This is a genomic window from Kitasatospora sp. NPDC052896, assembly GCF_044547075.1.
Taxonomy (GTDB): Bacteria; Actinomycetota; Actinomycetes; order Streptomycetales; family Streptomycetaceae; genus Kitasatospora.
The window spans coordinates 476195-500123 of the sequence record NZ_JBITZU010000001.1 but is presented as its reverse complement, the minus strand read 5'-3'; the positions used below and the strand labels follow the sequence as shown (position 1 = coordinate 500123).

Below are 23929 nucleotides of genomic sequence, written 5' to 3'. Positions count from 1 at the left end.
CCCTGGAGCGGTCGGCGCCCGGTCCGGAGTGTGACAGGCTCGGGGCCGTGATCGACACCGAGACAGCCATCCGCACCGGGACGGCCGCCGACGCCCCGGCCGTCGCCGCGCTGCACGCGGCCAGCTGGCGCACCGCCTACGCCGGGATCGTCCCGCCCGAGGCGCTGGGGGACGGGCTGCTCGCGGAGCGGCGGGAGCTGTGGGAGCTCCGGCTCACCGTCGACTACGGCGAGCCGGCCGCGACGCCGCTCCTGCTGGTCGCCGAGGACGGGTCGGGCGAGCCGGTGGGCTTCGGCTACCTCGTCCCGCAGCCGGACGGCCGGGTGCTCGTCGACAACCTGCACGTCCGTCCCGGCCTCACCGGCGGCGGCATCGGGACGGCGCTGCTCGGCGCGGCCCGTTCCTGGGTCGCGTCCGCGCACCCGGGCGCGGCGCTCTACCTGGAGGTGCTGCGGGAGAACCGGCGTGCCGTCGCGTTCTACGAGCGCTGCGGCGGCGTCCGGACCGACGAGCGCCGGGCGCCCTTCCCGGGCGGCTTCGAGCTGCCCGAGTACGAGTACACCTGGGCGCGGCCGTAGCCGGGGGTTGATCCGTGGTGGGTGTGGACCGGGACGATCACCCCGCGCCCGGTCCCCGTCACCCGCCCCACCCGGCCCGGGCACCGGCCCAGGTCTCCGGTGCCCACCCGGCACGACGCCGCGCTCGCTCGGGGGCGGCCGTCGGCATGCCGGTCGTCGACGTGCCGGTCACAGGGGTCCGGCTCGTCGGGGTGCCGGGCCTCGGCGTGCTGGGCGGGCTCGCGCGCAGGCGCCGGCGACCGGCCGTCGCCGTCAGCAGGGCGAGCAGCGCGGCCGTCACGGCCAGGGCGTAGCCGGTGCCCGAGGCGGCGGCGTGCTGGGCGATCAGGCCGCCGAGTGCCGAGCCGGCCGAGATGCCGGTGAGCAGTGCGGAGACGGCCAGCGCCATCCCCTCGTTCAGGGTGCCCGGCGGCAGCAGGTCCTGGAGCAGCGTCATGCCGGTCACCATGGTGGGCGCGGTGCCGGTGCCCGCGAGGAGGAGCGCGACCGCCAGGATCCCGGTGCCCGCGCCGCACCGGCCGGCCGCCAGCGGGAGCAGCAGCAGCCCGCTCATCGCGGCGAGCCCGAGCCGGAACCGGACGTCCGGCGCGCGCCGGGCCGGCCTGGTCCCGAAGACCAGCCCCGACAGGCAGGAGCCGGCCGCGAGCAGGCTCAACAGCCAGCCGGCGGCGGCCCGGTGGCCGTGCCCGGGACCGGCGGAGACGTACGCGACCGTGCTGACCTCCAGCGCGCCGAAGACCGCCCCCGTGGCCAGGAACGCGCCGAGCAGCACGCCGCCGCCGCGTGCCCGCAGCGGCGACCCGGCCCTCGGGGCCGCCGCGGTGACCGCGAGCGGCGGTTCGGTCCGCCGCTGCGCCGCGAACAGCAGCGTGCCGACCGTGCCGAGCACACCGGCGGCCAGCAGCCCGGCCGCCGGGAAGAGGGTGTCGCAGAGCAGCATGCCGAGCGCCGGCCCGGCCAGGAAGCAGAGTTCGTCCAGCGCCTGTTCGAGCGAGGCGGCGGCGTGCCGGGCCGCCGGGTCGCTCCGGTGCAGGTGGGCCCAGCGGGCCCGGGCCATCCCGCCCAGGTTCGGGCCGGCCGAAGCGGTGAACGCGCAGGTGAGCAGCAGCCAGTCGGGTGCGCCCGTCCCCAGGCAGAGCAGTAGTCCGGCCCGCGGCAGGACGCCGAGCAGCGCGGCGGGCAGCGCGACCCGGGCCTGTCCGTGGCGGTCGACCAGCCGCCCGAGCAGCGGCAGCCAGAGCGCCACCCCGACCGATCCGGCCGCGGCGACCGCGCCGGCCAGCGCGTAGGAGCCGCGCAGCTGGGCGATCGCGTTGAGCGTGCTGATGCCCAGCATGCCGCCGCCCAGCCGGGCGACCAGGCCGCCGAGGGTGAAGGCCAGGGCGCCGGGGTGGGCGAGGACACGACGGTACGACGAGAACACGGTTCTCCCGGGGAGGCTGATCGGCGGTGCCCCCAGCCTGGCCGTCCACCCGCCGGCCGGTCCAACACCTGTTCCCGCGCATTGACGCACTCTCGTTGTCAGTCCTGCTGGTGGTCCTCGCCCGCCCGCCTGCCGGTTCGCCCGCCGGTTCGCCCGCAGGTTCTCGGCGATCGTCGTGCCGCGCCGCGTTGTTACCCTGCGGCCATGCCCGTCGACCTGCACCCCCGTCTGCTGCGCGGCTTCGTCGCGACCGCCGAGACCCTGCACTTCGGCCAGGCGGCGGCTCGGCTGCACGTCGCCCAGCAGGCGCTCAGCCGGGACGTCCGGACCCTCGAACGACTGCTCGGCCGGGAGCTCTTCGCGCGTACCACCCGCAGCGTGGCGCTCACCCCGGCGGGCGAGCAACTCCTCCCGCAGGCGCGGAGGTTGCTGGCGATCCAGGACGAGATGCTGGCTCCGGCGGCGGACCGGCCGCTGCTGGTGGACCTCAACAGCGAGGTGACCGGCGACGACCTGACGGCGGTGCGGATCCTCGCGGCGGCCCGCTCGGCCGCGCCGCGGCTCGAACTGCTGGCCCGCTACCACGGTGGACTGGCGGCCGCGACGAGGGAGTTGCTCGCACACCGGCTGGACGTCTCGTTCGGTTGCTACAGCGGGCTGCCGGCCGCGGTGCGTGAACGGCTGGTCCACCGGCCGGTCCGGTTGGAGCGGTTGGCGCTGTTGCTGCCGGCGGAGCACCCGCTGGCCGGACGGGCGGCCGTGCGCCTCGCCGACCTCGCCGGTCACCCGGTGGACATCTGCGCGGGCAATCCGGCCACCACGGAGTGGACCGACCTCGGCGAACGCCTGCTGGCCGCCCACGGGTTGACGGCCGCGCCACCGTCCGCACCGCCGGTCGGGGTGGAGGAGACGGCGCGCTACCTGGCCCGACACGGCCACCCGATGCTCACCACGCTGGGCGGCCCGCGGATTCCCGGCGTGCTGACCCGGCCGCTGGTGGATCCGGTGCCGCTCACCCTGCTCGGCCTGGTCCACCGGTCGGGCCCGGTTGCCCCGGGGCTCGCGCTGTTGTGTGCGCACGCACGGGAGTTGGGTGATCGCGAGGCCTGGTTGCGGCGCCCGCCGGGCAGTTGGCTGGCCGCGGAGGACGCGGCCCTGCTGGCGACGGCGGGGGCGGGACCGGCGGTGGCCGTCATGGGACCGGTGACGGCCGGAGCGGGAACCGGAGGGGCGTCGGCTGAACCCCGCGCAACCGACGCCCCCGCCTGAACGCTCAGCCCCAGGAGGGCAGTTGGCGTCCGACGTCGGTCACTTGTCGGCGGTCAACCGGCCGGCCGCGCCCCAGCTGTCGGTGGGCACCTCGTGGATCCAGACCTGCACGGTCTCGGCCGGGATCTGGTAGGCCGCCACGAAGGCGTCGGTGATCCTGGCGACCAGCTCGCGCTTGAGCTCGACGGTGCGCGGGCCCTGCTGGACGGTGACGATGGGCATGGTCTGCTCCTCGGTGAATCGGCCGGCACCGGCCCTTCCGGTGTCTCCTGCCGACGGGGAACAGTCCATCGCGGCACCCCGGTCGCGACCCAGACCCGAATCACTCCGACAGCGATCACGAATCCTGATCGTCGCTGGTGGCAGGCGTGGTGGACGGTTGGCGGCAGGCGTCGAGCACCAGTCGGACCCGGTCCGACGCCGTGCCCGCCCGGACCGCCAGCGACACCGGCAGTGCCAGCCCCGGCGGCGCGAACGGCACGAAGGTGACCCGCGGGGCCCGCGTGATCCGCGCGTTCGCCGCGTACACCACACTCCACATCGGGGCCCCGGAGCCGACCGCCGCCAGGATGTCCTGCAGGCTGCCCGGGGCCGGACTCTGCACCGGTTCGAAGCCGGCCCGCCGGCAGCCGTCCAGTACCAGGTCGACCAGGGCCGGGTGGTTGCGCCGCTCGGTCAACCGCAGCGGCAGCCCGGCGAGGTCGGCCAACTCCACCGCGGGGCGGGCGGCGAGCGGGTGCCGGGTGGGCACGGCGGCGACCAACTCGTCGCGCCAGAGCTGGTGGTGGCGCAGCCCGGGGGAGCCGTCCGGGCTGGCCGCGCGAATGAAGGCGGCATCCAGCCGGCCGTCCGCCAGCCAGGCCAGCCGCTCCTGGATCGGCAGCGAGATCAGCTCGACCCGCACTCCGGGCGCGTGCTGCTGGAAGGCGTCGAGCACCCGGTCCAGCCGCTCGCCCAGGCCGGTGACGGTGCCGAGCCGGAACTCGCCCAGCCGTCCGGCCGCCAGCTCGGCGGCCACCGCACGGGCGGAGTCCTCGGCGGCCAGCACCGCCCGGGCGGCCGGCAGGAACGCCTGGCCCGCCGCGGTGAGGCGGACCAGCCGGGGCGTACGGTCGAACAGCTCGACCTTCAACTCCCTTTCCAGTCGCCGGATCTGCTGGCTCACCGCGGGCTGACCGATCACCAGCCGCTCGGCGGCGCGGCCGAAGTGCAGCTCCTCCGCCACGGCCACGAAGTACCGCACCTGCCGTAGTTCCATCGGCCCTCCCCGTCTCCCGGTCCGCGGCCATCCTGCCGCAGGTGGGGGCGGGCCGGTGCGGGCGGACTCAGGCCTGGGCCCGGACGGCGGAGATGTCGAAGCTGAGCTTGACCCGCTCGCCGATCAGCACGCCGCCGGTCTCCAGCGCGGCGTTGTAGGTGAGCCCGAAGTCGGTGCGGTCGACGGTGGCCGATCCCTCGAAGCCGACCCGCTCGATCCCGTACGGGTCGGTGGCGGTGCCGGTGAACTCCAGGTCCAGCACGACCGGGCGGGTCACCGACTTGATGGTGAGCTCGCCGGTCATCCGGTAGCTGTCGGAGTCGAGCCGCTCGGTGCGGGTGCTGCGGAAGGTGATCTCGGGGTGGCTCTCGGCCGCGAAGAAGTCGCCGGTCCGCAGGTGGCCGTCGCGCTGCTCGTTCTTGGTGTCCACGCTGGCGACCTTGATCACCAGCTCGGCGCTGGAGGCGGCCGGGTTTCCGCCGTCCAGGTGCAGCCGGCCCTCGTAGTCGGTGAACTCGCCGCGCACGTTCGTGACCATGGCGTGCCGCACGGTGAAGCCGAGCCGGCTGTGCGCGGGGTCGACGGTGTAGTCGCCGGTCAGGTGCGAGAGGTCCGGACCGCTGACCGTGGCGGCGGTGGCAGCGGCGGCGGTGCTCTTGCGGTGGAACAGGCTCATGGCTTCTCCTCGGATCATGGGATCAGAAGCCTTTTGTTGAGGCTTCAACTTCTTGTCTCCACGGTAGCCCGATTTGGTTCAAGGTTCAACCACTATCCTCCGATCGGGTGACGGCGCGAGTGTCGGGGGTCGCGGCTAGGCTGCGGAGAAGTTCGCCACCGAAGGGCCAGTTCCTATGTTCGCCGTGCACGGCCTCTGGCAGCCGGGATCCCGACTCGCCCTCTGGGTCGAGGACTCCCGGGCCGCGGCCGCGGTGACCGGCCCGGTCCCCGGTGGCTCGGGCGACGTCCGTCCGCACCCCTTCGCCTGCCCGGCCGGACCGCTCGCCGAGCTGCTGGCCGGGATCGGGCCCGGGCTGGAGTGGCTGGCCGGCCAGGCGATGGAACGCTGGGTCACGCTCGCGCTGCCCTCGTTCAGCGGCGCGCCCACCCCGTCGCCGGAGCTGCTCGGCAGTCGACGGGCGGGCGGGGTCTCGCTGCACGACTGGCGGGTGCCGGTGCTGCTCTTCGAGACCGCCGAGGCGGCCCAGCTGCTCGGCGAACTCTTCGATCCCCGTTGGGCGTTGACAACCTCCGAGCTGCCCGGAGCCGGCCGGGTGGACGTCGCGTACGGGGCCTCGCTGCGCTGGCTGACCGGGGTGCACGACCTGGCCTGGCGGCTGATCGGGCGCGGCCAGGTGCTGCCGGCCCTGGTACGCGAGGACGGCGTGGCCCACGCGCGCTGGCAGCCGGTGCCGGACGCCGCCGCCCGCCGCGAGGCGACCGCGCTGGCGGACGGGTGCCCCCGGGTCGGGCGCGGCGCCCGCTCGGGGACGGAGTTGCTGACGGAGGTGCTCGACGCCCTGACCGACTACGAGGCCCGGGCCGCCCTGGCCGCCCAGGCGCCGGTGGCCCGGGACGACCGCCAGCCGACCGCCCCGGGCGGGGAGCCCCTGGTGGAGCGGTGGTTCGCCGCACTCGCTTCCCCGGACGGCCGGCTGGTCACCCCGGCCGCCGGCACCGGGCGGGCCGCGGCCGCGGTGACCGCGGCCGAGCAGGCCGCCTTCGACGAGCTGGCCGCGCGGCTCGCCGCCTGGTACGCCTCGGGACCGGACACCGCCGCCCCGGTCCGGCTCTGCCTACGGCTGGTCGAACCACTCGGCCCCGACTCCACCGGCCCCGGCCCCGACTCCACCGACCCCACCCGCCGCAACCTCACCGACCTCACCGACTCCACCGACCCCCGGACCGGTCCGTCCGACGGCCGCTGGCGCCTCGACTTCCTCATCCAGGCGGTGGACGAGCCCTCCCTCCTGGTGACCGCCGCCGACCTGTGGGCCGGCGGCGCCGCGCTGGCCGCCTTCGAGCGCCGGGTCGCCGACCCGCAGGCGGCCTACCTCACCGAGCTGGACCGCGCGGTGCGTTGCCGCGCCGAGCTGGCGCCCGCGCGGCGCGCCGCCCGTCCCGAGGCCCTGGAACTCGACCGTGCCGAAGCGCTCGACTTCCTGCGCGAGGCAGCACCGGTACTGGCCGGCGCCGGGTTCGGTGTGCTGCTGCCCAGCTGGTGGCAGCGCCGGCCCCGCCTGGGGATGGCGCTCGCCGCCCGGGTGGCCACGCCCGGTGCGGTGGAGACCGCGAGCCGGATCAACCGCGACGCGGTGCTGGCCTTCCAGTGGCGGCTCGCCGTCGACGGCGAGCCGCTCACCGCGGACGAACTCGCCCAGCTGGCGGCCGCCAAGCAGGGACTGGTCCGGATCCGCGGGCAGTGGATCGAGGTGGACGCCCGGCAGATCGCGGCCGCCGTCGACTTCCTGGCTCGGGAGGGGCAGGGCGAGCTGCCCGCGGACCGGCTGCTACGGCTGGCGCTGGACCCGAAGGCCTCGGTGGCCGGATTGCCGGTCGGCCCGGTCCACGCCACCGGTGTACTCGGTGACCTCCTCGGCGGCGGCGGCCCGGCGGCGGCCGGCGAAGTGCGGCTCCCCGCCGAGTTCGGCACCACACTCCGCCCGTACCAGGAGCGCGGAGTGGCCTGGCTGCGCTCGCTCGGCCGGCTCGGCCTGGGTGCCGTACTCGCCGACGACATGGGCCTGGGCAAGACCGTGCAGACCCTGGCCCTGCTCGCCATCGAGCACGCCGGGCACGCCGAGCACGCCGGGCACGCCGAGCACGCCGAGCACGCCGAGCGCGCCGAGGATTCCGAGGCGTCCCGTCCCACCCTCCTCGTCTGCCCCACCTCCCTGGTCGGCAACTGGCGCCGCGAGGCGGCCCGGTTCGCCCCGATGCTGCGAGTGCACGTCCACCACGGCGCCGAGCGCCCCGCCGGCGACGAGCTGCGCGCCGCCGTGGCCGGCGCCGATCTGGTGATCACCACCTACGGTCTGCTCCCGCGTGACGCCGACCAGTTGCGCGCGATCCGCTGGCACCGGGTGATCGCCGACGAGGCGCAGGCCGTGAAGAACAGCGCCGCCGCCCAGTCCCGCGCGCTTCGCTCGCTCCCCGCCGAACACCGGATCGCGCTGACCGGTACCCCCGTGGAGAACCGGCTCGCCGAGCTGCACGCCATCCTCGACTTCGCCAACCCGGGGTTGTTCGGTTCGGCGGCGGCCTTCAAGGAGCGTTACGGCATCCCGGTCGAGCAGCACGGCAATCCGCAGCGGATGGCCGAACTCCAGCGCCGGACCAGGCCGTTCATCCTGCGCCGGCTCAAGCGCGACCCCGCGGTGGCGGCCGAGCTGCCCGCCAAGCAGGAGATGACCGTCTGGTGCACCCTCACCGCCGAGCAGGCCGGCCTCTACCAGGCCGTGCTGGCCGACCTGTTGGAGCGGGTGGCGGGGATCAAGGGCGTCGAGCGGAAGGGCACCGTGCTGGCGGCCCTCGGCAAACTCAAGCAGGTCTGTAACCACCCGGCCCACCTGCTGCACGACGGCTCGGCGCTGGCCGGCCGCTCCGGCAAGCTCGCCCGGCTGGAGGAGATCCTGGCCGAGGCGCTGGCCGAGGGCGACCGCACCCTGGTCTTCACCCAGTACGCCGAGTTCGGCACCATGCTCCAGCCCTATCTGGCGGAGCGGCTCGGCACCGAGGTGCTCTTCCTGCACGGTGGCCTGGGGGCCCGGCAGCGCGACGCGTTGGTCGAGCGGTTCCAACGCCCGGACGGTCCGGGGGTCTTCCTGCTCTCGCTGCGGGCGGGCGGCACCGGGCTCAACCTCACCGCCGCCAACCAGGTGATCCACCTGGACCGTTGGTGGAACCCGGCGGTCGAACAACAGGCCACCGACCGGGCCCACCGGATCGGTCAGCGCCGCGACGTCCAGGTCCGCAGCCTGGTCTGCGTCGGCACGGTGGAGGAGCGGATCGCCGAACTGACGGTGGCCAAAAGGACGTTGGCCGAGACCGTGACCGGGCCCGGCGAGCAGTGGCTGACCGAACTCCCGGTCGCGGAGCTGCGTGAACTGCTCACGCTGGCGGAGGAGGCGGTGGAAGCATGACCGGTGCAGGCATGACGGAGGGCCTGGAGGGTTACTGGGAGGGCGACTTCACGCTGCACGACACGGGCGACGCGGACTCCTCCGGCACCCGCTCGCCGGACCTGCCCCCCGACCGGCTGGCCCGTCCGGACATCACCGTACATGGCCGCAACCTCGCCGACCTGCTCGCCCCGCTCTACCGTGCGATGACCTCTTGACGGCGACCTCATGACGGCGACCTCGTGACGTCGGACCCGCCTCCACTCCCGACCCCGCCCCCCGTGGCGCTTGACCCTCGACCTGGTCGAGCCCGCAGAGTCCTCGGTGTGGAGAGCGAGATGTACAGCATCGGCCGACTGGCCAGGGAGAGCGGGCTGGGCGTCAGCGCGCTGCGGTTCTACGACGGCGCGGGTGTGTTCGGCCCGGCCCGGGTGGATCCGCAGACCGGCTACCGCTGGTACGCGCCCGACCAGCTGGCCGACGCCCGGCTGCTCTGCCGGCTGCGCCGGGTGGGGCTGCCGCTGGCGGACATCCGCCTGGTACTGACCGCCCCCGCCGGCTCCGACGCCGCCCGCCGAGTGCTCGACGCGCACCTGCGGCGACTGGAGGACGGCCTGGCCGACGCGCGTCGCGAGCTCTCCACAGTCCGAGACCTGCTCGACCAGAGGGAGCATCCGATGACCGTACCGCCCGCCATCCGGCTGACCGTGGACCGTACCGAGCTGGCCGCCGCACTGGCCGCCGTCCGCTTCGCGGTGAGCACCGCACCCGAACTGCCGATGCTCGGCGGTGTCCTGTTCGACCTGGACGGCGACGCACTGCGCCTGGTCGGCACCGACCGCTACCGGATCGCGGTCGCCCGGGCCACCGTGCACGCCGGCGCGGGTGGGGCGCTCAGCGTGCTGGTCCCGACCGCGCTCGCCGACCAGATCCGCGCGCTGGCCGAGGCGGTCGGCGGCGACGAGCTGACCCTCACGCTCTCGGGCGACCGGCTGTCGGCCGAAGCCGACGGTCGGACGGTCGAGGGCCGGCGGCTGGAGCTGGACTTCCCCGACTACCGCCGGCTGATCCGGCTGGACCCCGCCCATCGGGTCCCGGTGGCCGCCGCCGAGCTGCGGCGCGCCGTGCTCGCCGGTCCGACCCGCCACCAGCAGCCCACCCCGGACGGAGCCGAGGTCCCGCTGACCGTTCTGGTACTGAACGGCGACGGCTCCCTCCGAGTGGCCGCCGACCCGGGCACGGACCACTCCACGCCCACCGAGGCCGAACCCCTGCGCCTGGCGGTGAACCAGGAGTACCTCCTGCAGGCTCTCGCCGCGCCCGCCCAGGAGCAACTGCTTCTCGAACTCGGCGGCCCCGTCAGCCCGCTGGCCATCCGCCCAGCCTCGGGTGAAGGGCCGTTCTCGCTCCTGATGCCAGTCCGCTGTGGTCACACGGCTGTCGGTGGACGTACCTCCTGAGACCGGCGTCGGCCGAGGGCCCGCCTCCTCGCCGACCATCGGCCCGGCCGGGCCTCGACCGACTCGGCGACCTGGGGCGGCCGGTGGCGGGAGCCGACTCGCGGGTCGACGGTTACGGCTTCCCCGGCCTGCGGGCCAGGAAGTACGCCTGCTGGCCCTGCCGGGGCCGCTCGCTCTCGTCGGGCTCACGGATCAGCCGCGCGTCCACGACGAGCCCGGCCTCGTCCAGCAGCTCGGCGACGTGGTCCGGGGGCATCCAGTAGACGTCGAGCGACAGTTCGTGGCCGTATGCCTGCTCGAGGTGCCGACGCTCATCGCCGACCTTGAAGGCGAGTAGCAGATGGCCGCCCGGGGCCAGTACCCGATGGAACTCCGCGAAGACCGTCGGCAGCAGCTCCGGCGGGGTGTGGACGGTCGAGTACCAGGCGACGACGCCGCCGAGAACGTCGTCCGCCAGGTCCAGGGCGGTCATCGATCCCTCCTCGAACCGGAGGTCCGGGTGCGTCCGGCGGGCCACCGCGACCATCTCCGCGGACAGGTCGATGCCGAAGACGGTCACTCCGAGGGAGTGCAGGTGTGCCGTCACCCGGCCGGGGCCGCAGCCGAGATCGGCGACCGGTCCGAGTTCCGAGGCCCGTACGAGTTCGGCGAACGTCGTGAGCATCGCGCGGTCCAGCGGCTTGGCCTCCAGTTCCGCGCTGAGGAGCTCGGCGTAGTCGACGGCGACGATGTCGTAGGCCGTCCGAGTGGCGTGCAGGTAGGTCGCTTCCGTCATACCCGAGGACGGTAGCCCCCTGCCGGCGACTGGCGCCCCACCGGCCCTCACCCGACCACGGTGACGCGCTCCGCCGAGCGCTTGCTCGCCTGCTTGCATTTGCAAGCAGGCGTGGCAGGATGGGGGCATGGCTTCACTGAACGTGGGCTCGTTGGGTGAGTACATCCGGGAGCAGCGGCGGAACGCGCAGTACTCGTTGCGCCAGTTGGCGGAGGCCGCGGGTGTGTCGAATCCGTACCTCAGCCAGATTGAGCGGGGGCTGCGGAAGCCGAGTGCGGAGATCCTGCAGCAGATCGCCAAGGCGCTGCGCATCTCGGCCGAGACCCTCTACGTGCAGGCCGGGATTCTGGAGGAGCGGCCGGTGGGTGGGGCGGACCTCCGGAGCGCGATCCTGGCGGACGCCGCGATCAACGAGCAGCAGAAGCACGCGCTGCTGGCGGTGTACGAGGCCTTTGTGAAGGAGAACGCGGAGGGCTGAGCGCGGCCCGGGGGACGAGGGGGACGCGGCGGCGCGCATCGGGTGCGTCGGCCGGACGGTTCGGACGGAGAGGAAGAGCAGCAGATGCCCATCACCGACGAGATCAAGAAGACCCTGAGCGACCCCACGCCGCTCTACGCACTGGCGGGCGCCGGGGAGCTGGCGTACGAGAAGCTGCGCGAGGTGCCCGGGCGGGTCGAGGCGCTGACCGGTGATCGCAAGGGGGCGCAGGAGCTGGCCACCGCCACCCTGCACGAGGTGCAGACGCGGCTGGCGGACGCCCAGTCCAAGGTGGTGGGGTCGGTGGGCGCCCTGCCGACCGACCTGCGGTCGTTGCAGGAGCGGGCGCAGACCCTCGCGCTGCAGCAGGTGGGCCGGGCCGCGGAGCTCGCCGTCAAGGCCAAGGAGGTCTACGACGAGCTGGCCGAGCGGGGCAAGGTCGTGGTGGAGAAGGGGCGTCCGGGCGGTGCGGCGGAGGCGGCCGGCGCTCCGGCCGAGGTCGTGCCGCTCGACGAGCCGGTGGAGGCCGAGCTGGTCGAGGAGGGGGCGCCGGCTCAGTCCCGCAGGCCGGCCCGGCCGCGGAAGGCTTCGGCCGCCGAGAAGCCCGCCGGCGAGGAGTGAGCGACGGCGCCCGGGATGACGGCGCCCGAGCTTGTGGCGCGGGCGTGTGAGGATTGAGAGACACAGCCGTGGGAAGTCAGCTGTGGTGATGACGGCAAGAGCCGAGAGGAGACCGTGGTGGGTTACATCACGTACGTCAACCTGCTGAATCCGTTCTGGTGGCTCTCCATGGCCGTGATCCTCTTCAAGGCGTTCGCCCTCGTCGACGCCGCGGTCCGCCGGGAGGACGCCTACCGGGCGGCGGACAAGAAGAGCAAGACCTTCTGGCTGGTCCTGCTCGCCGCCGCGCTCGGGCTGGACCTGCTCTTCGGCGCGAACATCATGGGCAGCTTCCTCACCCTGGCGGGCCTGGTCGCGGCGATCGTGTACATGGTCGACGTCCGGCCCGCGATCAAGGCGCTGACGGACGGCCGGGGCCGCGGCGACCGCCGTAACACCGGCCCGTACGGCCCCTGGTGACGGCCGGAGGGGGAACACGGTAGCCGCCCGCTCCCCGCTGATGGGGCCCGACGATGAAGACGGCCCTGACTGGCAGTCAGCCCATCAGCAGGGGAGCGGGGTTGCGCTCCAGCAGCAGCACCGCCACGTCGTCCGTGAGCGCGCCGCCGTTCAACTCCTCCACCTCGGCGATCGCGCTGTCCACCAGCCGGCCGCGGCTCAGTCCGCCGGCCTGGTGGTCGCCGATCAGGCCGACCAGCCCGTCCTGGCCCAGGCGGCGCGATCCGGCGCCGACCCGGCCCTCGATCAGCCCGTCGGTGTAGAGCAGCAGGCTCCAGCCGGGCTCCAGGTCAAGGTGGTACGGCGGCCAGCCGGCCGCGACGTCGTCGCAGGGCAGCAGCCCGAGGGCGGGACCCGCGTGCTCGGCCGGGACCACCACGGGCCGTCCGGTCGCGCTCATCAGCAGCGGGGCCGGGTGGCCGGCGAGGTAGACCTCGGCGTGCTCCCGGGCGGGCCGGTCCGCCTCGGCGGAGCGGGCGGCCGGCGGTCGCCCGCCGCGGTTGCCGCCGGACCTGCCGTGCGAGGGCGCGGCCTGGTCGGGCAGCTCCTCCGGTGAGATGACCAGCATGCAGAGGGTCGCGAAGATCTCGTCGCTGCGCCGCTCGTGCTCCAGGACGTGCTGGAGGGTGGTGAGCAGGGTTTGGCCGGTGAGACCGGCGAAGACCAGGGTCCGCCACGCTATCCGCAGCGCGACCCCGAGCGCGGCCTCGTCCGGGCCGTGGCCGCAGACGTCGCCGATGACCACGTGCACCGAGCCGTCGTCGGTGCGCACCGCGTCGTAGAAGTCCCCGCCGAGCAGGGCGCGCCGGCGGCCCGGCCGGTAGCGGCGGGTGAAGGAGAGGTTGGCCCCGTCGAGCAGTGGGGTGGGCAGCAGATGGCGCTGCAGCCGCGCGTTCTCCTGGCCGCGCAGCTCGGCCTCCACCAGGCGCCGCTGTGACTCGTCGGCGCGCTTGCGCTCGACGGCGTAGCGCAGGGCGCGGGCCAGCAGCGGACCGTCCGTCTCGGTCTTGATCAGGAAGTCCTGGGCGCCGGCGGCCACCGCGGCGGGGCCCAGCTGAGCATCCGCGGCGTCGGTTAGCACGACCACGGCGGTGTGCGGGGCCCGGCGCAGCAGATCGCGCAGCCCGTCCAGGGGGTCGGCGGCGGGCGAGTCGGCGGCGGCACGGTCGCCCGGGCCGGTGTCCGCGTGATCGGAGGGCAGGGCGGAGAGCCCGGCGGCGAGGTCCACCAGCACGCAACTGAACTCGACCGGTCGGGTCCGCCCGCGCCGACCGGGCCCGCCGCTCGGCGGGGCCAGCAGGGTGGCCGCCTGGCTCAACCCGCGCGCCCAGTAGAGCTCGACCGGGGTGCCGCTCGCCGCGACCAGTTCCTCGATGAGCTTCGCGTCGGAGGTGTCGCTCTCGATCACCAGGAGCTTGAGCGGTGCGCTGGACCGGTCGGTGTTACCGGGACGGTCGGTGGCCCGCGGGCCGGGGAGGGGGAGGGAGCCTGAGGATGGCACGAGGGTGGCCCCGAGGTCGGTGGACAGGACGGATGCGGCGCCGGGAGCGGAGAGTGCGGCGGCGTCGTGTGGGCCGCGGCCGGTGGGGCCGCCGAAGCCGTCGAGGCTGTTCAGCTCGGCGAGGTCGCCCGCCGCCCCGGGCTTCTCCAGGCCGTCGAGGTCCTTGCGCGTGAAGGGGGCGGCTCCCGGACCGGGGCACGGCGGACTCACGCGCTGGCGCACGTCGGTGGCTGCCGGGCCGCTGGACCGGCTCTCGGCGCCGGTGCGCTGCCCGTCTCCCGTAGCGGGCACGGATGGTTCCTCCCTTTCCCTGACGGGGTAACGGCTGCGGTCCGTGCGCAGTGCCCGCACGGCGCCGCGAGTCAGGGAACTTCTCGCGACCATAACGTGATCTCTGGTCTTTTCCGTTGTTGGTCGGTGCGGATGTGGTTATTGCCACGCCCGTGGAGGGGGCGGTTGGCTGGTCCGAGGGGCTGTGGCGTCGGCCACAGCCCGACTGCGGGAGAGAGGGCTTGCCGTGACGCAGATCACTTTGGTGCAGGGTGATATCACGCGGCAGCAGGTGGACGTCGTGGTCAATGCGGCCAACACGGCACTGCTGGGTGGCGGTGGGGTGGACGGTGCGATCCATCGGGCGGGTGGGCCGGAGATCCTCGCGGAGTGTCGCCGGCTCAGGGCGTCGCACTACGGCAAGGGGCTCGCGACCGGTCAGGCGGTGGCGACCACTGCGGGACGCCTGCCGGCCCGGTACGTCGTGCACACCGTGGGGCCGGTGTACCTGGTGGACGACTACGAGCGCAGGGCCGAGCTCTTGGCGTCCTGCTATCGGGAGTCGCTGCGGGTGGCGCGGGAGCTCGGCGCGCGCAGTGTGGCCTTCCCGGCGGTCTCGGCCGGGGTGTACGGCTGGCCGATGGAGGATGCGGCGAGGATCGCGCTGTCGACGGTGGCGGCGAACCTGGCCGGTGCGGAGGCGGACAAAGGAGGAGCGGACGAAGGGGGAGGGGAGACCGTGGGGCAGGAGGTGGCTGGGATGGAGGTGCGGTTCGTGTTGTTCGGGGCGGAGGCGTACGACGTGTTCGAGCGAGTGCGGGGCGCGCTGGGGCTCGGCCCCGCGGGGTCGGCGGTCTGATCGGGTCTGATCGAGTCAAGGAGCGTCACCAGGTGAGACCCCATAGTGGACTGACCGTGCGTCAACATGCCAGAGGTATTCGATAACTCGTTCGAGTGAATCGATGGCACCCGGCCTGGAACCCGGCTCAGGGCGCCAGCGCGACCCAGGGCAGCGTGATCTCGCCCTGCCGCCACCGCCCGCGCGCGTCCAGCAGCGGCCAGTCGCCCGCCAGCGCGGTGCACGCGGCGACCCAGCGCTGCCGGGCTCCGAACGCGCCGTAGGGCGCCGCGGCCGCCCAGGCGCGGTCGAACTCGGTGAGGAAGCGGTGCACCCGGCGGCCCGGGACGTTGTGGTGGATGAGCGCCTTGGGCAGCCGCTCGGCCAGGTCGGACGGCCGTTCGAGACCGCCCAGTCGGGCCGCGAAGGTCACCGTCCGCGGCCCCTCGGGCCCCAGCGCCACCCAGACGTGCCGGCGGCCGATCTCGTCGCAGGTCCCCTCCACCAGCAGTCCGCCCGGTGCGAGCCGCGCGCGGAGCCGCTCCCAGACCGCCTCGACCGCCTCCTCCTCGTACTGCCGCAGCACGTTGGCGGCCCGGATCAGCTGGGCGGACCCGCCGTCCAGCGGCACCTCGAAGCCGCCGCGGCGGAAGGTCAGCGCCGGCGGCACGGCGTACGGCAGCGCGGCCGCCACCCGGGACGGCTCTATCTCTATGCCGACCATCCGGATGTCCGGCCGGGCGGCGCGCAGCCGTCCGTACAGCTCGACGGCGGTCCAGGGGGCGGCGCCGTAGCCCAGGTCCACGGCGACCGGCGGGTGGTGCGCGGCGCGCAGCGCGGGGCCGAGGGTGTGGACGATCCAGCGGTCCATCCGGCGCAACCGGTTGGTGTTGGTGGTGCCGCGGGTGACGGCGCCGACCGGGCGGCGCTGGGCGGGGATGGCACCGGCGGTACCGGCCGGCTGGGAGGTCGGGGACTTCGACGTCCGGTGTCTGGCGGGGTGCCCGAAGGAGCCGGGGTCGAAGGAAGCCATGCCCGCAGGGTACGTGGCCGACCCCCCGAAGCGCCGAACCCGGTGGAAGCGTGGGCCCGCCCGGGAATGCCGCCCGACCCCGCCGCGGTTGTCATCCTGTTGACGGGCCGACTCAGGTCCGCCGGCCGGGTACCGCGGCCCACCACGACGGCCCACCACGACGGCGCAGGACGACGCGCAGTGCGACAGAACGAGGGACCGACCGGTACCGGCGACGCCAGCACGGGCGCGCTCGGCCGGGAGACCAGGGAGGCTTCAGCCGAGTGATCCAGCACCCCGTCGCGGCGGCGCGGCGCGATCGCCTGACCCCGCCGCCCGTGCGCGGCCGCCTGCACGCGCTCACCGGAGGCCGGGCCCGCCGCCCGCGCCGGGTCGCCATGCTGAGCGTCCACACCTCCCCGCTCCACCAGCCCGGCACCGGCGACGCCGGCGGCATGAACGTCTACATCGTGGAGTTGGCCCGGCGCCTCGCCGCGCTCAACATCGAGGTCGAGGTGTTCACCCGGGCCACCGCCTCGAACCTCCCCCCGACCGTGGAGCTGGCCCCCGGCGTGCTGGTCCGGCACGTCACCGCGGGCCCGTACGAGGGGCTGGTCAAGGAGGACCTGTCCGCCCAGCTCTGCGCCTTCACCCACGGCGTGCTGCGCACCGAGGCCGGCCACCGGCCCGGCCACTACGACCTGGTGCACTCCCACTACTGGCTGTCCGGCCAGGTCGGCTGGCTGGCGGCCGAGCGCTGGGGTGTGCCGCTGGTGCACACCATGCACACCATGGCCAAGGTCAAGAACGCCGCGCTGGCCGAGGGCGACACGCCCGAGCCCGCGGCACGGGTGATCGGCGAGACCCAGGTGGTCGAGGCCGCCGACCGGCTGATCGCCAACACCGCCGACGAGGCCGACGAACTCTCCCGGCACTACGGCGCCCGGGCCGACCAGCTCGCGGTGGTCCACCCCGGGGTCAACCTGGACGTCTTCCGCCCCGGCGACCGACGGGCCGCCCGGGCCCGGCTGGGCCTGCCGGCGGAGGCCGCGGTGCTGCTCTTCGCCGGCCGGATACAGCCGCTGAAGGGCCCGGACGTGCTGCTCAGAGCGGTCTCCGCGCTGTTGGAGCAGCGGCCGGAGCTGCGCGAGCGGCTGGTCGTCCCGGTGGTCGGCGGGCCGTCCGGGACGGGCCTGGCGAAGCCGCAGGGCCTGCAGAAGCTCGCCGCCCAGCTGGGGATCGGGGACGTGGTGCGGTTCCACCCGCCGGTGGGCCAGACCGAGCTGGCCGAGTGGTACCGGGCGGCCACCGCGCTGGTGATGCCCTCCTTCAGCGAGTCCTTCGGCCTGGTGGCGCTGGAGGCGCAGGCCTGCGGCACGCCGGTGGTGGCGGCGGCGGTCGGCGGGCTGCCGGTGGCGGTCCGGGACGGCGAGACCGGCCGGCTGGTCGACGGGCACGACGAGCGGGACTGGGCCCGGGCGCTGGAGCCGTACGTGGAGCGGTCCGAGCTGGTGGCCCGGCAGGGCGCGGCGGCGGCCCGGCGCGCGGTGGAGTTCGGCTGGGGCGCGTCCGCCGCCGCGACGGCGGAGGTGTACGCGGGCGCGCTGGCCCGCCCGGCCGGGCGGCTCGGCAGCCGCCGTCGGCACTGAGCGGACCGACGGCTGCGCCGGCCCCTACCAACGGGTAACGTCACCTGCCATGGCAACCCGTACCAAGGACGAGGCCCTCAGCCTGCTCGGCGCCGCGCTCGACGAGGCCGGCGTGCCGTGGGAGCCCGCCGTCGGCGACCGCTACACCCTGGTCGCCACCCTCCCCGGCACCCGCAAGCTCAGCACCACCTGCGCACTGCGGGTGGGCGACCACACCCTCTCGCTGAACGCCTTCGTGATCCGCCGCCCGGACGAGAACCACGAGGCCGTCTTCCGCTGGCTGCTGGAGCGCAACACCCGGCTGTACGGCATGGCGTACGCGGTGGACGCGCTCGGCGACGTCTACCTGACCGGCCGGCTGCCGTTGGAGGCGCTCTGCGCGGACACCGTGGACCGGCTGCTCGGCACCGTGCTGGAGAACGCCGACGAGCCGTTCAACACGCTGCTGGAGCTGGGCTTCGCCTCGGCGATCCGCCGGGAGTGGGAGTGGCGGACCAAGCGTGGGGAGTCCACCCGCAACCTGGCGGCCTTCACGCACCTGGCCCGGCCGGAGCAGGAGCCCCGGCGGGAGTCGCGGCAGGAGCCGCCGCGGCAGGGCTGACCGGACGGGCCACCCGGCCCAGTGCCAGGTAGCCGATCGCCGCGAGCGTCCCCAGCACCGCGCAGGCGCCCCAGACCGTCCGGCCGCCCGTGTGCTGCAGCAGGAAGCCGCCCGCGGCCGGGCCCAGGAAGGACGCCCCGGACCAGGCGAGCGAGAAGACGCCCTGGTAGCGCCCGCGCGCACCGGCCGGCGAGAGCTCCGCGACCAGCCCCATGCTGGCCGGCGCCTGGACGATCTCGCCGACCGTCCAGACCGCCACGCTCGCCGCGTAACAGAGTGCCGAGGCTCCGGCGAAGGCGGTCAGCCCGAAGCCCCACCCGGTCAGCAGCGCCCCGGCGACCAGCAGCCGGGTGCGGTCGTGGTGCTTGACCAGCCGGGTCACCGGGATCTGCAGCACCACGATCAGCAGCCCGTTCAGGCCGATCACCAGCCCGTACCGGGCGGTGCTCAGGCCGGCCTCGCTCATGCCGACCGCCAGCGTGGTGCTGCCCTGCTGGTAGACCAGCGCGAGCAGGAAGGTCACCCCGACCAGCAGCATGAAACCCCGGTCGCGGAAGACCGTCCGCAGACCGACCCGCCGCTCCGCCGGCTCCGACGAAGCGGTGGCGGGTCCCTCGGCCGGCCGGCTCTCCGGGATCCGGCCGAACACCACCACCGCGCAGAGCAGCGTGGACAGCGCGTCCGCCACGAAGAGCGTCAGGTAACCGTGCTCCGCCACCAGCCCGGCCACCGCCGCCGAGACGCCGAACCCGATGTTGACCGCCCAGTAGTTGAGTGCGTAGGCCCGGACCCGGTCCGCGGCCGGCACCACGTCCGCGATCACCGCCGCGACGGCCGGGCGCGAGGCGTTGCTGCTCAGCCCGACCAGCAGCGCCACCACCGCGATCACCAGCTGCCCGTGGGCGAAACCCAGCGCCGCGGTGCTGGCCGCGGTGAGCAGTTGGGCGGTCAGCAGGGTGGGCCGCCGGCCGACCCGGTCGGTGAGAACCCCGCCGATGATCGCGCCGACGCCCGCGCCGAGCCCGAAGAGCGAGGCGACCAGGCCGGCGTAGGAGGCGGAGTACCCGCGCTCGACGGTGAGGTAGAGAGCCAGGAACGGCACCACGAAGCCGCCGAGCCGGTTGACCAGCGTCGAGGTCCAGAGCCACCAGAAGGCCCGGGGGAGTCCGCCGACCGACTCGGCGGCGGCCCGGCGCAGCCGGTCGGCGCGGCGAGCCGGACCCCCGGCCGTCGACGGCTCGGAGCCGGACGACTCGGGGGCGGATGGGCTGGACGCGGACGGACCGGGCACGGGCATGAGGGCTCCCCCGACAGCGGGCGTCCCGCGCCCGGGCGTGGGGACCGGAGCGCGGGTCGGTAAGTGGCACAACTGGCATGCGCAACTTACTGCAAGGCCTTTGGGCCCGGCCACCTGTTATTCGCCTCTATTAAGCTGTGCCGCATGGCTGACACGACCTACCGACTCATCCTGCTCCGCCACGGCGAGAGCGAGTGGAACCAGAAGAACCTGTTCACCGGCTGGGTCGACGTCGACCTCAACGAGAAGGGCGAGAAGGAGGCCGCGCGCGGCGGCGAGCTGCTCGCCTCCGAGGGCCTCTTCCCGGACGTGGTGCACACCTCGCTGCTGCGCCGCGCCATCCGCACCTCGCAGATCGCGCTGGACAAGGCCGACCGCCACTGGATCCCGGTCAGCCGCAGCTGGCGGCTGAACGAGCGCCACTACGGCGCCCTGCAGGGCAAGGACAAGGCGCAGACCCTGGCCGAGTTCGGCGAGGAGCAGTTCCAGCTCTGGCGCCGCTCGTACGACACCCCGCCGCCGGTGCTGGCCGACGGCAGCGAGTTCTCGCAGTCCGACGACCCGCGCTACGCCGACATCCCGAGCGAGCTGCGCCCGCGCACCGAGTGCCTCAAGGACGTCGTCGAGCGGATGCTGCCGTACTGGTACGACGCGATCGTGCCGGACCTGGCCGCGGGCAGGACCGTGCTGGTCACCGCGCACGGCAACAGCCTGCGCGCGCTGGTGAAGCACCTGGACGGGATCTCCGACGAGGCCATCGCCGGTCTCAACATCCCCACCGGCATCCCGCTGGTCTACGAGCTGGACGCGGACTTCAAGCCGGTCGCCAAGGGTGGCCGCTACCTGGACGCCGAGGCCGCCGCGGCCGCCATCGAGGCCGTGAAGAACCAGGGCAAGAAGTAAGGCACTGAACGACGACGGCCCCCGCACGGATGCGGGGGCCTTCGTCGTTCAGCGCCGACGACGGTCAGTGTCCGCCGCAGCAGCCCCCGTCCGCGCCGCCGCACTGGCAGGGCGCGCCGGACTGGCAGCCGCAGCCGCAGCCGGGCCCGCAGCCGCAGGCCCCGAGCAGCAGGAGTGTCGGCCGGGTGCGGCAGCGGGCCGGCTCGGCGGGGCGGGGAGTGGGGACGGGCCGGGTGGGGGTGGTGGTCATGCTGCGGAGCCCTCCTCGATCAGGTGGGCAGAGCGCCTCTGCCCACCCCTTGAGTGAAGCTCTCCGCCGGAAGGGGCGTCAACGGGCGCGCAGGGGTGGGGAGTCGGTGCCCCCGTGCGCCCCGCGCCTGATCCCGCTGGTTACTCGCCGGCCGCGTTCTCCGCCTTGAACTCGTCCGCGTGCTCACCGGTCACCAGGAAGACCACCCGCTTGGCGACCGAGACCGCGTGGTCGGCGAAGCGCTCGTAGTACCGGCCGACCAGGGTGACGTCCACCGCGGTCTCGATGCCGTGCTGCCAGCGATCGTCGATCAGGTGCGCGAACAGCTCGCGGTGCAGCTCGTCGATCGCGTCGTCGTCGCGCTCCAGCTCCAGCGCCGCCTCGACGTCCTTGGTGGCGATCACCTGGCCGGCCTTGGCCACCAGCCGCTGGGCGAGCTGGCCCATCTCCAGCAGGATCGGGTGCAGGTCGTTCGGCACCGCGGTGTGCGGGTAGCGCAGCCGGGCCACCTTGGCGACGTGCCGGGCCAGGTCGCCGCAGCGCTCCAGGTCGGCGCTCATCCGCAGCGAGGTGACCACGATCCGCAGGTCGGTGGCGACCGGCTGCTGCCGGGCCAGCAGGTCGATCGCCCGGCTCTCCAGGTCGTGGTGGAGCGCGTTGACCTTGTCGTCCGCCGCGATCACGCTCTCGGCCAGGGCCAGGTCGGCGTCGAGCAGCGCGGTGGTGGCTCGGCCCATCGCCGAACCGACCAGCCGGGCCATCTCGACCAGGCTGTCGCCGATCGAGTCGAGTTCCTCGTGGTAGGTGTCGCGCATCGCTGTCCTCTCTCCTTACTGCCTGGCTGTGTCGGTGGCGGTGCCGACCGGGCGGTCCACGGTGGGGCGGACGGCCGCTGCTGGTGGCGGGCACTGTACGCGCGCCACCGACCCACACGGGGCCGCGCGGATCAGCCTGGGCCGTCCGGGCGACCAGCCACGGCCGGGGCAGTGAACCAGTGGCTACCTGAAGGTGAATTCTCGGCAACGGGCGGCCAATGCCTTGATCTGACGCTTTCAGCGGGCCAGGACCTTGCGCTTAGGCTGGTCGGCATGGACGTGAATGTGGCTGCCGCCGCTGCCTGCGCCATCGCCGGGCTCGGCGTCGGTCTCACGGCCGCCATCGCCTTCCGTTGGAGCGAGCGCGAACAGTCCCGGGGCAGCAGGAGCGGCAACGGCAGGCGAAGCACCGGTTCGGCGGTGCCCTCCCCCCTTCCGGAGCCGGCTCTCCCGCCGGGTGTGGACACCGTGCTGTCCGTGCTGCGCTCCTGCGCGATCGTGCTCGGCGACGGCGACGAGGTGGTCAAGGCCAGCTCCGCCGCCTACTCGATGGGCCTGGTCCGCGGTGGCGCGGTGGCGGTCGAGCCGATGCTCGCGCTGGCCCGGGCGACCCGCCGGGACGGCGAGATCCGCCAGGTCGAGCTGGACGTGCCGCGGCCGGGCGTGGCACGGACCGGCGAGCCGCTGGCGGTCTCGGTCCGGGTCGCCCCGCTGGGCTCCCGGCTGGTGCTGGTGCTGGTCGAGGACCTCACCGAGCGCAAGCGGATCGAGGCGGTCCGGCGCGACTTCGTGGCCAACGTCAGCCACGAGCTGAAGACCCCGGTGGGGGCGCTCTCGCTGCTCTCCGAGGCGGTCGCCGACGCGTCCGACGACCCGGAGGCGGTCCAGCGCTTCGCCGGCCGGATGCAGATCGAGGCGACCCGGCTGGCCAGCCTGGTGCAGGAGATCATCGACCTCTCCCGGGTCCAGGACGACCAGTTGCTGATGGATCCGGAACCGGTGCCGGTGGACGAGCTGATCGCCGAGGCGATGGACCGCTGCCGCCAGCAGGCCTCCGCCAAGCAGATCCACATCGCCGCGGGCGGCATCGCCGGCCTCTACCTGCACGGCAACCGCGGCCAGCTGGCCGCGGCACTCGGTAACCTGGTCGAGAACGCCGTCAACTACAGCCCGCCGCGGACCCGGGTGGCGATCGCCACCCGCCGGATAGCCAGCGCCGCCGCGATCGGCGAGGCCGACGGCGAACTGATCGAGATCTCGGTGACCGACCAGGGCATCGGCATCTCGGAGAAGGACCGCGAGCGGATCTTCGAACGCTTCTACCGGGTGGATCCGGCCCGCTCCCGGGCGACCGGCGGGACCGGCCTCGGACTCTCCATCGTCAAGCACGTGGCGGCCTCGCACGGCGGGACCGTCTCGGTCTGGAGCGTCGAGGGCCAGGGCTCCACCTTCACCGTCCGGCTCCCCGCCGGACAGAACCCCGCGTCGGCCGCGCCGGCGCAGGACGACCGACCGACAACCGCAACCCCCATTCCTGCCCCGGAGGCCCGATCGTGACCCGAGTACTGGTGGTCGAGGACGAGGAGTCGTTCAGCGACGCCCTCTCGTACATGCTCCGCAAGGAGGGCTTCGAGGTGGCCGTCGCCGCCACCGGGCCCGACGCGCTGGAGCAGTTCGAACGGAACGGCGCCGACCTGGTGCTGCTCGACCTGATGCTGCCCGGGCTGCCCGGCACCGAGGTCTGCCGTCAGCTCCGGGTGCGCTCCAACGTGCCGGTGATCATGGTGACCGCCAAGGACAGCGAGATCGACAAGGTGGTCGGGCTGGAGATAGGTGCCGACGACTACGTCACCAAGCCGTACTCCACCCGCGAGCTGGTCGCCCGGATCCGCGCGGTGCTCCGCCGCCGCGGCGAGGACGGTGGCCCGGGCACCGACGGCGCCGGCCCCGGCGCGCTGGAGGCGGGCCCGGTCCGGATGGACGTGGACCGGCACGTGGTGACCGTGGACGGCGGCAAGGTCGACCTGCCGCTCAAGGAGTTCGACCTGCTGGAGATGCTGCTGCGCAACGCCGGCCGGGTGCTCACCCGGATGCAGCTGATCGACCGGGTCTGGGGTGCGGACTACGTCGGGGACACCAAGACCCTGGACGTGCACGTCAAGCGGCTGCGGGCGAAGATCGAGCCGGACCCGGGCGCGCCGCGCTACCTGGTCACCGTGCGCGGCCTGGGCTACAAGTTCGAGCCGTAAACCGCTCGAGCCGACGGCCGAGGGCCTCGAACCCCCTGGGGTTCGAGGCCCTCGGCCGTCGGTTGT

General features: G+C 74.1%; 24 protein-coding genes. 14 read left to right on the top strand and 10 right to left on the bottom strand.

What is annotated here, in order from left to right:
* The first annotated feature begins 47 nt into the window (after positions 1 to 47).
* A complete protein-coding gene (locus ACIGXM_RS02320; RefSeq protein WP_396555934.1) occupies positions 48 to 578 on the top strand; it encodes a GNAT family N-acetyltransferase in 531 nt (176 codons plus the stop codon).
* Positions 579 to 636: 58 nt separating this feature from the next.
* Here the strand turns inward: ACIGXM_RS02320 and ACIGXM_RS02315 are convergent, their stop codons facing one another.
* The gene (locus ACIGXM_RS02315; protein WP_396555932.1) at positions 637 to 2001 is read right to left on the bottom strand and encodes an MFS transporter; all 1365 of its coding nucleotides are present in this window, start codon (positions 1999 to 2001) and stop codon (positions 637 to 639) included.
* A 204-nt stretch (positions 2002 to 2205) separates the two neighbouring features.
* Here ACIGXM_RS02315 and ACIGXM_RS02310 point away from each other — a divergent pair, with 204 nt between their 5' ends.
* The gene (locus tag ACIGXM_RS02310) at positions 2206 to 3270 is read left to right on the top strand and encodes a LysR family transcriptional regulator (protein WP_396555930.1); all 1065 of its coding nucleotides are present in this window, start codon (positions 2206 to 2208) and stop codon (positions 3268 to 3270) included.
* Between the two features lie 39 nt (positions 3271 to 3309).
* Here ACIGXM_RS02310 and dmpI read toward each other — a convergent pair whose 3' ends face one another.
* The 3 genes from dmpI to ACIGXM_RS02295 form a co-directional block, all read right to left on the bottom strand.
* Positions 3310 to 3492, bottom strand: coding sequence for a 4-oxalocrotonate tautomerase DmpI (gene dmpI, locus ACIGXM_RS02305; RefSeq protein WP_396555928.1), 183 nt, complete (start codon positions 3490 to 3492; stop codon positions 3310 to 3312).
* Positions 3493 to 3607: 115 nt separating this feature from the next.
* Complete coding sequence (locus ACIGXM_RS02300) at positions 3608 to 4528, bottom strand: LysR substrate-binding domain-containing protein (protein WP_396555926.1); 921 nt, start codon at positions 4526 to 4528, stop codon at positions 3608 to 3610.
* Between the two features lie 67 nt (positions 4529 to 4595).
* Complete coding sequence (locus tag ACIGXM_RS02295) at positions 4596 to 5204, bottom strand: YceI family protein (RefSeq protein ID WP_396555924.1); 609 nt, start codon at positions 5202 to 5204, stop codon at positions 4596 to 4598.
* A 175-nt stretch (positions 5205 to 5379) separates the two neighbouring features.
* Here ACIGXM_RS02295 and ACIGXM_RS02290 point away from each other — a divergent pair, with 175 nt between their 5' ends.
* The 3 genes from ACIGXM_RS02290 (at position 5380) to ACIGXM_RS02280 (ending at position 10106) form a co-directional block, all read left to right on the top strand.
* Entirely contained in the window at positions 5380 to 8667 is a 3288-nt protein-coding gene (locus ACIGXM_RS02290) for an SNF2-related protein (RefSeq protein ID WP_396555922.1), read from the top strand.
* The gene (locus ACIGXM_RS02285) at positions 8664 to 8864 is read left to right on the top strand and encodes a hypothetical protein (RefSeq protein ID WP_396555920.1); all 201 of its coding nucleotides are present in this window, start codon (positions 8664 to 8666) and stop codon (positions 8862 to 8864) included. Before ACIGXM_RS02290 ends, ACIGXM_RS02285 begins: the two co-directional genes overlap by 4 nt.
* A 108-nt stretch (positions 8865 to 8972) precedes the next feature.
* On the top strand, positions 8973 to 10106 hold the full coding sequence (locus tag ACIGXM_RS02280) for a MerR family transcriptional regulator (protein ID WP_396555918.1): 1134 nt from the start codon (positions 8973 to 8975) through the stop codon (positions 10104 to 10106).
* A gap of 112 nt (positions 10107 to 10218) precedes the next feature.
* Here ACIGXM_RS02280 and ACIGXM_RS02275 read toward each other — a convergent pair whose 3' ends face one another.
* Positions 10219 to 10881, bottom strand: a complete 663-nt coding sequence (locus tag ACIGXM_RS02275) for a class I SAM-dependent methyltransferase (protein WP_396555916.1) — start codon at positions 10879 to 10881, stop codon at positions 10219 to 10221.
* A 127-nt stretch (positions 10882 to 11008) separates the two neighbouring features.
* Between ACIGXM_RS02275 and ACIGXM_RS02270 the strand changes: the two genes are divergently transcribed.
* The 3 genes from ACIGXM_RS02270 (at position 11009) to ACIGXM_RS02260 (ending at position 12439) form a co-directional block, all read left to right on the top strand.
* Positions 11009 to 11359 (top strand): helix-turn-helix domain-containing protein, encoded by a 351-nt coding sequence (locus ACIGXM_RS02270; protein WP_396555914.1) that lies wholly within the window; start codon positions 11009 to 11011, stop codon positions 11357 to 11359.
* Between the two features lie 84 nt (positions 11360 to 11443).
* Positions 11444 to 11980, top strand: a complete 537-nt coding sequence (locus ACIGXM_RS02265; protein WP_396555912.1) for a hypothetical protein — start codon at positions 11444 to 11446, stop codon at positions 11978 to 11980.
* A 114-nt stretch (positions 11981 to 12094) separates the two neighbouring features.
* Positions 12095 to 12439 carry a DUF2516 family protein gene (locus ACIGXM_RS02260; protein WP_396555910.1) on the top strand — a complete coding sequence of 115 codons (345 nt, stop codon included), beginning with the start codon at positions 12095 to 12097 and terminating at the stop codon, positions 12437 to 12439.
* A gap of 76 nt (positions 12440 to 12515) precedes the next feature.
* Here ACIGXM_RS02260 and ACIGXM_RS02255 read toward each other — a convergent pair whose 3' ends face one another.
* Entirely contained in the window at positions 12516 to 14270 is a 1755-nt protein-coding gene (locus ACIGXM_RS02255; RefSeq protein WP_396555908.1) for a PP2C family protein-serine/threonine phosphatase, read from the bottom strand.
* 226 nt (positions 14271 to 14496) lie between these two features.
* Between ACIGXM_RS02255 and ACIGXM_RS02250 the strand changes: the two genes are divergently transcribed.
* The gene (locus ACIGXM_RS02250) at positions 14497 to 15108 is read left to right on the top strand and encodes an O-acetyl-ADP-ribose deacetylase (RefSeq protein WP_396555906.1); all 612 of its coding nucleotides are present in this window, start codon (positions 14497 to 14499) and stop codon (positions 15106 to 15108) included.
* A gap of 127 nt (positions 15109 to 15235) precedes the next feature.
* Here ACIGXM_RS02250 and ACIGXM_RS02245 read toward each other — a convergent pair whose 3' ends face one another.
* Positions 15236 to 15958, bottom strand: coding sequence for a class I SAM-dependent methyltransferase (locus tag ACIGXM_RS02245; protein WP_396557340.1), 723 nt, complete (start codon positions 15956 to 15958; stop codon positions 15236 to 15238).
* Positions 15959 to 16497: 539 nt separating this feature from the next.
* Here ACIGXM_RS02245 and mshA point away from each other — a divergent pair.
* Together mshA and ACIGXM_RS02235 are read left to right on the top strand one after the other, a co-directional pair.
* Positions 16498 to 17748, top strand: a complete 1251-nt coding sequence (gene mshA, locus ACIGXM_RS02240; RefSeq protein ID WP_396557338.1) for a D-inositol-3-phosphate glycosyltransferase — start codon at positions 16498 to 16500, stop codon at positions 17746 to 17748.
* Between the two features lie 49 nt (positions 17749 to 17797).
* On the top strand, positions 17798 to 18349 hold the full coding sequence (locus ACIGXM_RS02235) for a YbjN domain-containing protein (protein WP_396555904.1): 552 nt from the start codon (positions 17798 to 17800) through the stop codon (positions 18347 to 18349).
* Here the strand turns inward: ACIGXM_RS02235 and ACIGXM_RS02230 are convergent.
* Positions 18279 to 19646: an MDR family MFS transporter gene (locus ACIGXM_RS02230; protein ID WP_396555902.1), complete on the bottom strand. Its 1368-nt coding sequence runs from the start codon at positions 19644 to 19646 to the stop codon at positions 18279 to 18281. The genes ACIGXM_RS02235 and ACIGXM_RS02230 overlap by 71 nt on opposite strands.
* 144 nt (positions 19647 to 19790) lie before the next feature.
* Here ACIGXM_RS02230 and ACIGXM_RS02225 point away from each other — a divergent pair, with 144 nt between their 5' ends.
* Complete coding sequence (locus ACIGXM_RS02225; protein WP_396555900.1) at positions 19791 to 20549, top strand: phosphoglyceromutase; 759 nt, start codon at positions 19791 to 19793, stop codon at positions 20547 to 20549.
* 64 nt (positions 20550 to 20613) lie between these two features.
* Here the strand turns inward: ACIGXM_RS02225 and ACIGXM_RS02220 are convergent, their stop codons facing one another.
* The gene (locus ACIGXM_RS02220) at positions 20614 to 20799 is read right to left on the bottom strand and encodes a hypothetical protein (protein WP_396555898.1); all 186 of its coding nucleotides are present in this window, start codon (positions 20797 to 20799) and stop codon (positions 20614 to 20616) included.
* Positions 20800 to 20939: 140 nt separating this feature from the next.
* Positions 20940 to 21614, bottom strand: a complete 675-nt coding sequence (phoU, locus tag ACIGXM_RS02215) for a phosphate signaling complex protein PhoU (protein ID WP_396555896.1) — start codon at positions 21612 to 21614, stop codon at positions 20940 to 20942.
* A 273-nt stretch (positions 21615 to 21887) separates the two neighbouring features.
* Here phoU and ACIGXM_RS02210 point away from each other — a divergent pair, with 273 nt between their 5' ends.
* A complete protein-coding gene (locus tag ACIGXM_RS02210; protein ID WP_396555894.1) occupies positions 21888 to 23171 on the top strand; it encodes a sensor histidine kinase in 1284 nt (427 codons plus the stop codon).
* Positions 23168 to 23863 (top strand): response regulator, encoded by a 696-nt coding sequence (locus ACIGXM_RS02205; protein ID WP_396555892.1) that lies wholly within the window; start codon positions 23168 to 23170, stop codon positions 23861 to 23863. Before ACIGXM_RS02210 ends, ACIGXM_RS02205 begins: the two co-directional genes overlap by 4 nt.
* Positions 23864 to 23929: the final 66 nt, after the last annotated feature.

Bases quoted from the DNA above. Each gene is read 5' to 3' on its own strand.
- ACIGXM_RS02245 (WP_396557340.1), bottom strand. From the start codon at position 15,958: ATGGACCGCTGGATCGTCCACACCCTCGGCCCCGCGCTGCGCGCCGCG.
- mshA (WP_396557338.1), top strand. From the start codon at position 16,498: ATGCTGAGCGTCCACACCTCCCCGCTCCACCAGCCCGGCACCGGCGAC.
- ACIGXM_RS02230 (WP_396555902.1), bottom strand. From the start codon at position 19,646: ATGCCCGTGCCCGGTCCGTCCGCGTCCAGCCCATCCGCCCCCGAGTCG.
- ACIGXM_RS02225 (WP_396555900.1), top strand. From the start codon at position 19,791: ATGGCTGACACGACCTACCGACTCATCCTGCTCCGCCACGGCGAGAGC.
- ACIGXM_RS02220 (WP_396555898.1), bottom strand. From the start codon at position 20,799: ATGACCACCACCCCCACCCGGCCCGTCCCCACTCCCCGCCCCGCCGAG.
- ACIGXM_RS02265 (WP_396555912.1), top strand. From the start codon at position 11,444: ATGCCCATCACCGACGAGATCAAGAAGACCCTGAGCGACCCCACGCCG.
- ACIGXM_RS02275 (WP_396555916.1), bottom strand. From the start codon at position 10,881: ATGACGGAAGCGACCTACCTGCACGCCACTCGGACGGCCTACGACATC.
- ACIGXM_RS02235 (WP_396555904.1), top strand. From the start codon at position 17,798: ATGGCAACCCGTACCAAGGACGAGGCCCTCAGCCTGCTCGGCGCCGCG.
- ACIGXM_RS02310 (WP_396555930.1), top strand. From the start codon at position 2,206: ATGCCCGTCGACCTGCACCCCCGTCTGCTGCGCGGCTTCGTCGCGACC.
- ACIGXM_RS02290 (WP_396555922.1), top strand. From the start codon at position 5,380: ATGTTCGCCGTGCACGGCCTCTGGCAGCCGGGATCCCGACTCGCCCTC.
- phoU (WP_396555896.1), bottom strand. From the start codon at position 21,614: ATGCGCGACACCTACCACGAGGAACTCGACTCGATCGGCGACAGCCTG.
- ACIGXM_RS02270 (WP_396555914.1), top strand. From the start codon at position 11,009: ATGGCTTCACTGAACGTGGGCTCGTTGGGTGAGTACATCCGGGAGCAG.
- ACIGXM_RS02295 (WP_396555924.1), bottom strand. From the start codon at position 5,204: ATGAGCCTGTTCCACCGCAAGAGCACCGCCGCCGCTGCCACCGCCGCC.
- ACIGXM_RS02300 (WP_396555926.1), bottom strand. From the start codon at position 4,528: ATGGAACTACGGCAGGTGCGGTACTTCGTGGCCGTGGCGGAGGAGCTG.
- dmpI (WP_396555928.1), bottom strand. From the start codon at position 3,492: ATGCCCATCGTCACCGTCCAGCAGGGCCCGCGCACCGTCGAGCTCAAG.
- ACIGXM_RS02285 (WP_396555920.1), top strand. From the start codon at position 8,664: ATGACCGGTGCAGGCATGACGGAGGGCCTGGAGGGTTACTGGGAGGGC.
- ACIGXM_RS02210 (WP_396555894.1), top strand. From the start codon at position 21,888: ATGGACGTGAATGTGGCTGCCGCCGCTGCCTGCGCCATCGCCGGGCTC.